Genomic DNA, 1933 nt, shown 5'->3' on the forward strand with positions numbered 1-1933 from the left:
CCTCAATCTCCTGCAGATCAAGGGATCGTCGGCCTTCTCGGTCACCAGCATGGCGCCGACGAACCTGACCTTCAGCGCCACCGAGATCGCCAACAAGGCGATCAAGACAGTGTCGACCAAGAACCTGACGCAGTCGCTCACCACCTCGCTGGTGAACAACCTGTCGCTGACGGTCAACGCGCTCGGCCTCGGTCTCGACGCGACCACCCTGCTCGGCACGGTGAAGCCGGCGGTGACGACGCTGCTCAACGGCGTCACCGCGCCGGTCGACAACCTCGTCTACAATGTGCTTGCGGTGCTTGGCGTGCATGTCGGCGAGGCCGATGTGCGGGTCACCGGCGCGACTTGCGGACGCTCGGTGCTGGTGCAGTAGCGACCGTCAGCCAATTCTCCCGACGAAGCACCCTACAGGCGGCAGCGCCAGCGCAATTTCTCCGAGAACACCGCCAAGCACGCCGGCGACGTCTACGGCAAGAACCGTTATCTCGACATCGCTGATCTCGGCCGGCAGCGTCCAGTTCGCCGGCTCACCAGCGAAGTTGAAGACGCATAGCAAGTTCTCGTTTTCGTGCTGACGGATGAAAGCAAGCACATCGCCCTCAGCCTCTAGGAACCGGATCGAGCCGGCGATCAGCGCCGGATGGCGCTTGCGCAAGGCCAGCATCGAGCGATAGGCGGCAAGGACAGAACCGTCCTCGCCCTCCTGCACATCGACCGCGCGGGCGCGATGCGACGGCGGTACCGGCAGCCAGGGCTTGCCCGCGGAGAAGCCACCAATTTCGGCCCCGGCCTCCCACACCATCGGGGTGCGGCAGCCGTCCCTGCCCTTCACGCCCGGCCAAAAACGGACGCCCAGCGGATCGCGCAGGTCCTCATAGGCAAGCTCGGCTTCCTCCAGCCCAAGCTCCTCGCCCTGGTAGAGGCAGATCGAGCCGCGCAGGCAGGACAGCAGCGCGATCGCGAATTTCGCCACCGCATCAGGATTTTCGCCCGGCTGCGTCCAGCGGCTGACATGGCGCATGACGTCGTGGTTGGAGAAGGCCCAGCAGACCCAGCCGTCGGCAACCGCGTTCTCGAACGCCTCGACGCAGCCGCGCACATGGGCGGCCGAGAATTGCGGGCCGAGCAGGTCGAAGGTGTAGCACATCTGCAATTTGTCGCCGCCGGAGGTGTATGCGGCGAGCGTCTGCAGCGAGCGCTCCTCATCGCCCACTTCGCCGACGGCGGCACGGTCCGGATATTCGTCGAGCAACACGCGGAAGCGCTTCAGGAAATCGAGATTCTCGGGGCGCGTCTTGTCGAAGAGATGCTCCTGGAAGGCGTAGGTGGTTGAGGCGACGTTGGTGCCGGCGACGCTTGAAGCCAGCGGCGGGTTGTCGCGCAGCCAGCGGTCGTGGACATAGTAGTTAACGGTATCCAGCCGGAACCCGTCAACGCCGCGCTCCAGCCAGAAGCGCACGGTGTCAAGCACCGCATCCTGCACCTCCGGATTGTGGAAATTCAGATCCGGCTGCGCGGCCAGAAAATTGTGCATGTAGTATTGCCGGCGGGTGGCGTCCCACTCCCAGGCCGGCCCGCCGAACAGCGACTGCCAGTTGTTGGGCGCACTGCCATCCGGCTTGGCGTCGGCCCAGACATACCAGTCCGCCTTGGCGTTGTCGCGGCTGGCGCGGCTCTCGACAAACCATTCGTGCTTGTCGGACGAATGCGAGATCACCTGGTCGATGATGAGCTTGAGGCCGAGCCGGTGCGCCTCGGCGACCAGCGCGTCGAAATCCTCCAGTGTGCCGAACATCGGATCGACATCGCGATAGTCCGACACGTCATAGCCCATGTCGGCCATCGGCGACTTGAAGAAGGGCGAGAGCCAGACGGCATCGACGCCGAGCGAAGCGACATGGGCAAGACGCGACGTTACCCCCTTGAGATCGCC

1 protein-coding gene and 1 pseudogene are annotated in these 1933 nt (G+C 64.6%); one reads left to right on the top strand and one right to left on the bottom strand.

The genetic code is table 11. The features are described from left to right. Positions 1 to 373: pseudogene (locus EOA60_RS30900) on the top strand (hypothetical protein); the annotation flags it as partial. A gap of 6 nt (positions 374 to 379) precedes the next feature. On the opposite strand, the gene EOA60_RS30905 reads toward EOA60_RS30900, so the two are convergent. Then, on the bottom strand, positions 380 to 1933 hold a 1554-nt coding region (locus EOA60_RS30905), incomplete at its 5' end, for an alpha-glucosidase family protein (RefSeq protein WP_128312465.1).

The sequence above is a fragment of the Mesorhizobium sp. M1A.F.Ca.IN.020.06.1.1 genome (assembly GCF_004023265.1).
In the GTDB taxonomy this organism is placed as follows: Bacteria; Pseudomonadota; Alphaproteobacteria; order Rhizobiales; family Rhizobiaceae; genus Mesorhizobium.